Below are 7256 nucleotides of genomic sequence, written 5' to 3'. Positions count from 1 at the left end.
ACTCAAATATTGAAGGAAGTGTCTTTAAAGGAAAAGTAACAAAAAAGCCAAATAACAGAAGGCTTCACAGAGCTAAAAAATATAAAGTACCTAAAAGAGGAAGAACAGAATCAGGATTATGGGCACCAAAGATGAGAAATTGGCAAGCAAAAAGAAAAAGTAGGAAAAAGAAAAAAGGATATAAAGATACAAGTAAGAAAAAAGGACATGGTGTAAAGAAACTTGATTAATTATTGTTTGAAGGATGGAGAATTAGTTAATTGTGAAAATATTATTATATTGTTTAAAAAAAATGCTCAAAACACAAAATGTTGCTAACTAATAGATAATTTTTGTAGATATTAAAATATTAATTATATTTGCATGATTAAATAATAGTTAGTACATGTTTTTTAGATACGCACATACGTTATATGTAAGGTAATCAAGGAGTTGTGGTCTTTGTTGTGTTGTTACTATTAATAATTAATTTTATGTTAGTTGCTTCAATAGAATCAAAATCTGGATTTTTTTATTGTTATAAGTAAGCGGCTTTTGAAGCAACTTTTTAATTTTTTAAAAATGAGTAAACATAATAAACATATTATATTTAAGATAAAATTGATTTTAATATTTTTGTTTTTACAGACAAATACATTTGCACAGATATATAATTATATGACAGCAGGTGCTCACAAAATTTATGATTTAAATACTTTCCCTCCCGTTTACAAAGGTAGTTTAGATATATATTTTGGTGCTATGTCAACAATTTGTGATAGTATGGGTAGATTGAAGTTAGTAAGTCTGGGTACGTATATTTATAATAGTAATCTGGAATCTATCAATAAGAATGGCTTTATGAATTGTCAATTTGCTTGTAAGGATGGTAGTATATTGGTACCCTCAAAAGTGAAAGGTGTTTATTACTATTTCTATTTACATAATGGTAATGGAAAATGCTACAAGCCAGGAATGTCTTATGCCATTATTGACGTAAATGCTGATGGGGGTAAAGGAGCTGTGGTTGATACTCACACGTTTTATTCTACAAGTAATTATGAACATCAGAAATTAATAGTTGCTCCTCATCAAAACAAAGGAGAATTTTGGATAATTAGCCCTAATGTCATAAATCACAAAATATTTGCATGGCATTTTGATGGAGTAAAGATAGCCAATTATGTAGTTTACAATGATATAGAACCGTATTTTTGTAAAAGTCTAATTGAGGATTTTTCCGGACAGTGTTATTCAGTAACAACCAATAATTTATTTTATCTTTTTAATTCAAAAGAAAAGGATTCAATTGTGTTAAAACAATATGTTTTTAATAATAAATCAGGAATTTTGAAGCATAAAGCTACGCATGGTATAAGAAAATTTGATTATTTGGATTCTTCAAGAATGAACCCAAAATATACCTTAGATGCTGAAATTACAGAATCGGATACTGTGTTATATATTGCATTATCTTATCGTAATGAAGTAATAACAGATTCCACCTATTTAATCCAATATGGTTTTGATAAAAATATGAATATTAATGCAAAAAAAACGCACAAAATAAAATATTCGATAAAAGATTTAAGGTTGTCATCCGATGACAAATTATATTATTTAATGAATTTATATTTAAATTATCGTACTGCTTTCGCATTGTCGGTAATAACAAATAATGCTACATTTCGTATTAAAGAGATTTTTCCTCCTGTTAAAAAAAACTATGCTAGGTTTTATATGTCGTCAAATATTCATGAAAACCTTTTGGTTCGTTTTTATTCCAATTACAAATGTCGCAATATTGTTGAGTTTACAAATCAGAGTGATTTTAGTAAATATGAGAATTTTACTTGGTATTTTCCAAATGGTGACAGTTCAAATACTTATCATTCAACCTATGTTTTTCTTTCTTCAGGGCAATATGTTGTTAAGCTTAAAGCTGTAACTCCTGCAGGTTACACACGCTGGGCACAGGATACTATAAATTATATAAAACCAACTGTTGCAGATTTTATAACTGATACTTCTATTGGATGTCAATGGCTAAAATTTAAATTTTACGATTCTTCAAAAAGTGATACTGTTCATCCTGTACTTGGTGAAAGTTGGCTTTGGGACTTTGGAGATGGTACATCAGGTATGGATAAAAATCCTGAGCATATTTATACAAAAACGGGTAAATATTCAATTAAATTAATATATAGTAATGGTTTTTGCTCTGATACTATTGAAAAAGAACAGGCTGTAAATATTATTGATGCACCACGCCCTGGTTTTAAAATGAGTCAAATAAATTATTGCTCTCCTTATACATTGGATATTAAGGATACTTCTTTTGGTAAAGTAACAACTTATTTTTATGATTTTGGAGACAGTGCAATTTCAAATAGTTCGTCTCCTACACATTATTATCCTTATTCGGGGAATTATAAAATATTGCAAGTACTAACAGGTCCAACAGGCTGTGTTACTAAAGATTCTGCAATTCTTCATCTTAGGAAAGGTTTTAACGGTACAGAAAAAATAAATTCATTAACTGTAAATGTATTAAACAATGATTCAATTACAGTAAATTGGTTTAAGCATCCTGATGCTTTTTCTTATGAGGTTTTTCGTAAATCAGAAAATGAAGATTATGATAGTTTATTAAATCAAACAGATTCATTTTATTACGATAAATTTGTAAAAGCTAAGGAAAGTATTTATTCTTATAAAATATACGCTAAAGATAGTTGTTATCGTTCTTCTGCAGCAAGTAGCTATCTTAAAAATATATTACTTACAGGTGAAAGCATTGGTAATGAATATGCAATTCTAAAATGGACACCTTTTGAACTTTGGTATAAAGGAGTTGATAAATACATAATAGAATACAAGAATTTAAAAAATGATTTTGAAAGTTTTATTAGTTTAAACGACAAAGAATATATAGATAATAATTACTATTCGGATGAATTAGAATTTGAAAAATGTTACAGAATAAGAGCAATTGAAAAAGAAGGCAATAAACAACAAAGCATTAGTAATGTATTATGTATTCCATACAAAGCTGTTATATTTATTCCAACAGCATTTTCGCCTAATGGAGACGGAACAAACGATAATTTTTTTGTTAAAGGTGTAAATATTGAAAAATTTCAGATGGAGATATTTAACTCTTGGGGTCAAAAAATCTTTGAAAGCAGTAACATAGATAAAGGATGGGATGGGATTTATAAAAACAAAAAATGTGTACAGGGAAACTATTATTACTTTATTAAAATAAAAACTGGGCAAAATGAACATAAAAGTTATAACGGAGTTGTTTCACTGATAAGATAAATTTGTTTTGTAAAGTTTTGTTGATTTTATCCCAACTTGGCTCTCCAACACCCTACAAAAAAAATATTCACATTTTTTTGAGCATAATAAATCATAACGAACTCATAATCAGTAATACTTTTTTGTAATTGCCATTTGTAGTGGGGTACGGTGTTTGGTTTTTTCGATAATTGTTCTTATCTTTGTGCCATGTTTATAAGCCAAGTTAAAAAGCAACATAGCAAGAACAGTCAAGTGTTTTATCCATATACTTTGGTTCAAGCAAAAAGGGTAAATGGCAAGGTTAAACAAAGATCAATCTTGTACCTTGGTTCTGATAAGTTGTTGAGAAATTTTGAAAGTCGAAAGAAAGTAATGTATGTAAGAAAACCATCAAACCCAATAGAAGAAGCCATGCAGATATACAATGCAAAAGGCTGTAAGCCATCACAATTATCAGTAAAAAAATATGTAGTGTACCACAAATTTTGTAATCAATTGTTAATTAGGAGAGTGTATTTGAATAGAGACAAGTTGGGTTAATGAAGGAATACTGGTCCGTACGGATCAGCCGCCTACTCGATTAAGTGCTTTTATTTATTCTGGTTTATATATTCTTTCCTGATGTTTTCTACATCGTTTTCTTTTAAATCAGTCAATTCTATAATAGTTTTATTTGAATAGCCTTTACTAATCATTTTTATTGCTATTTCTTTTTTCTCTTGATCAATTCCTTTTTTAATTCCTTCAAAACGTAATTTCTGAGCAGTTGAAACAAATTGCTGTTTTGCTTGTGTCGATATATTTTCCATAATTTCTTTATATTTATCAGAGGTTATTTTTGTTGCATTTAGCATATATACTGAAATACTATCAAAAAAATGTTTTCCCTCTTCTGTTTGTAATAATTCGTTTATTTGTTTTGATAACAATCCTATTTTTTCAAGCATTTTGTGCTCATCAAAAATATTCTTCATTATTAAAAGCCCTACTTGTAATTCAATACTATCAAAATGTTCTTTCAATTCATTATCTGAATATGTTGATGTGTCAATCAATTCGTAATTAAACTTTGGTATAAAATTCTGGATTTCGTTATCAAGTTGCCCAAAGTAATTTTCAAATCCCTTATTATCCCATTTTTTCTTTCCGTGATAAAATATTATTGGAATAACTGGTGTTAATTCTTCATTTTGTTTAATCTGCAATTTCCATATTTGTAGCATATAACCAAGAAGTTGAAAATGTGGGAACTTCTCAGGTTGGCTTTTGTGTTCAAATAATAATGATATTTTTATATCTGTCTTCCCATATTTACAATTATAAACTAAGTCCGAAAAACTTGAATTCAAATGATTATCAAGATATTCTGTATTGTCAATTTTTAGAGTGTTTAAGTCCAAATTTTCAACAATATTTGGATTTATTGTTTTTGATACAAATTCTTTAACTCCGTTTTTGTTAGAAAACAGGCTTTTAAAAAAGCTATCATGTGTATTTATTATTTTATTATTCACTCTATTAAATTTTATTTATAATTCAAATACAAATATACAACATTTTCAATTCTGTTTCAAGGTTGGATTAAAAATCAATGTTAAAAAGTCTAAATCCATTTTGTATTATTGATTGCGGAAATTGCACTTAACGAGTGGATATAATGACCACTCATTATATTTCCATTATATATTTTGTTAAAAAAAATCATAATTCAATATCATCCAATGGATTATCGTTCTTGTGCCTGTGCGTAGCACGCAGATAGGTCAAATCCCTTGTTGGTAATATGAGTATAAATTTCTGTAGTTTTAATATTTTCATGTTCTAATAAATTTTGAATCTATTTTAGATCTATTCGCAAATATAATAAATTTTTTTACTATACAACAAAACAATACAGTTTTTTCCCTTTCACCCAATTTTTAATAGCCAAATTATACTTGACGTCAGTCTGTCTAATAACCCTAAGCACCGATTAAATTTTTGTCAAATATAAAGCTATTTCTGCTTTGCTCAAAAATAATTTACTTACTTTGAAAAATTTAGCTTACTTTTTTTATACAAATCAAACATTTCTGTTTCTAACACAATCTTTTTATAGTCGTCTGAATGAATTTTGTAATTTTTGTTTGTTATAAAATATTCTGTGTTAAATCCTGTTGTGAGGCTAATTTTAAAATGCCTCATAAAATAGGAATGTACATTATATTTATGCCAAATATCTGGCTCTGTAGAGATTGTTTCTCCCGTTGGAATTTTTGTGCCAATAAGATAAATATCTTGCAATATTTGTTTATCCCTGCTGTATTTTCCAATCTGCAAAGTTGAAAATGTTAAAACAAATACTAAAATTAATACTGTGATAATGTTTGCTGTTTTTGTAAAAGAAGAAATTTCATTCATTTGATTAATCAATTTTACTAAAGTGGGAGCGATAATAATTGCAAAAGCTATTGCAAAAAACGGTAGCGATGTTACAAGATAAAACCCTCTTTGTTCTAAGGTAATTAATAGTGGGAGAGAGGCAGAAAATCCAATTAGCAAAAAGAAGAATATCATTTTTTTGTTAGAAGAAATTTTCGTTTTGATTGATTTGTATTTACCAATTAGTAAAATAATTAAACATAAAATTAATACGGGAATCATTTCGGTAAAAAGACGAAATAATAAATATAATCTTGAATTTACATTAGAAACAGAATTGATACTATTTAGAACTCTTTCGTTTAGGTAAGTAGTTAAACTAAGATATGCATTGTCATTTATTAAAATAATTAAATAAATTATAACAGTAACAGCAACAAGAATTAGAGAATATAAAATTGTTTTGGAAAAGGAAAGCTTTTTAAAAATAAGTTGATGAATAATTATAATTGATAGAGGGAAAAGACCGGGAAATCCTTTGCTTAAAGAAGCAAGGAAAATAAAAACACCTCCAAGCATTAAATAAATTATTCTGTATTTATTTATACGCAAAGCTTTTAAAATAATTATTGTAGAAGATAAAGTAAAAATACCCATTGTGTTTTCTTGGATATTATTTGAATAAGCCCAAAAACAAACTGGAATAATTACCCATAAAAAAGCAGGTAGCCATGACATTTGTTTAAGTTTTTTTTTGGAATAAAAAATTTCTTTCCATAAAATTGTAATTAAAAAAAATGTTATAGAGGCAGTAAGTAAGGAGTAAAATCTCTCAACATAAATGCTGTTACCAAAAATCTTAAAAAACAAAGCTTGAATTCCAAAGACTAAAGGTGGTTGCTCATGAAAAAATGGCAAATGAAATGTTTCTGTATATCTTGGAAACCAGAAGCAACCAAAACCATCAGCAAGATTTTTGGAAACTGTAGTGTAGAGTAATCCATCCATGAACATGCCGTCTTTTACCAGCTCGGGTACTATCAAAACAATAAAAACAGAAATTGTTAATATCCAAAAAGGTAATTCTTTATTTCTCATTTGGCTTTTTCACTTTGTTTATTTAGGCTTGCAATTTAATTCTTTTTCAAAGGAATAAAAAAAAAGCCCTGCAAAAAATGCAAGGCTTTTTTAAAACATGCTGTCTGTAGCATTCCAATACGTAAACTTTTGGAAAGATGTAATTTGTTAATATTCATCAAAATGCTCTTCGGCTTTATCATCGTATTTCTCAAGCAATCTATTGATTTTTTCAATTGTTTCCACTGACACATTTGTTATCTTTGAAATTAGCTCTTTATCAAGCCCATTTCGTAATGATTCTAATATTGTTTTATAAATACCGATTTTCTCACCCTCTGCTTTACCTTTTTCAACTCCTATTATTTCTCCTTCTATTTTTCCTTTTTCAACTCCTATTATTTCGCCTTCTGCTTTACCTTTTTCAACTCCTATTATTTCTCCTTCTTCCTTTGCACCATTAACTAAGGTTTTTTCAGAACGGATGGAATCCCAATATTTGTCATAAGTTTCTAATTCTTCACCTGTAAAAG

5 protein-coding genes are annotated in these 7256 nt (G+C 27.9%); 2 read left to right on the top strand and 3 right to left on the bottom strand.

All coding sequences use genetic code 11. From position 1 onward, the window contains the following. The coding region (locus tag U9R42_11010) for a hypothetical protein (GenBank protein MEA3496555.1) at positions 1 to 230 on the top strand (230 nt) is incomplete at its 5' end. A gap of 331 nt (positions 231 to 561) precedes the next feature. Next, the gene (locus U9R42_11005; protein ID MEA3496554.1) at positions 562 to 3303 is read left to right on the top strand and encodes a gliding motility-associated C-terminal domain-containing protein; all 2742 of its coding nucleotides are present in this window, start codon (positions 562 to 564) and stop codon (positions 3301 to 3303) included. Positions 3304 to 3875: 572 nt separating this feature from the next. On the opposite strand, the gene U9R42_11000 is transcribed toward U9R42_11005, so the two are convergent. The 3 genes from U9R42_11000 to U9R42_10990 all read right to left on the bottom strand — a co-directional run. Beyond that, positions 3876 to 4799: an Rpn family recombination-promoting nuclease/putative transposase gene (locus tag U9R42_11000; protein ID MEA3496553.1), complete on the bottom strand. Its 924-nt coding sequence runs from the start codon at positions 4797 to 4799 to the stop codon at positions 3876 to 3878. 511 nt (positions 4800 to 5310) lie between these two features. After that, entirely contained in the window at positions 5311 to 6744 is a 1434-nt protein-coding gene (locus U9R42_10995) for a glycosyltransferase family 39 protein (GenBank protein ID MEA3496552.1), read from the bottom strand. A 147-nt stretch (positions 6745 to 6891) separates the two neighbouring features. Continuing rightward, a partial coding sequence (locus tag U9R42_10990) for a hypothetical protein (protein MEA3496551.1) occupies positions 6892 to 7256 on the bottom strand: 365 nt, incomplete at its 5' end.

The organism is Bacteroidota bacterium, assembly GCA_034723125.1.
In the GTDB taxonomy this organism is placed as follows: domain Bacteria; phylum Bacteroidota; class Bacteroidia; order CAILMK01; family JAAYUY01; genus JAYEOP01.
Note: the sequence above shows the minus strand (reverse complement) of the source record. Positions and strands in the feature narration are given on the sequence as shown.

Excerpts from the sequence above, each read along its gene's own strand:
- U9R42_11005 (MEA3496554.1), top strand. The coding sequence starts at position 562 with ATGAGTAAACATAATAAACATATTATATTTAAGATAAAATTGATTTTA.
- U9R42_10995 (MEA3496552.1), bottom strand. The coding sequence starts at position 6,744 with ATGAGAAATAAAGAATTACCTTTTTGGATATTAACAATTTCTGTTTTT.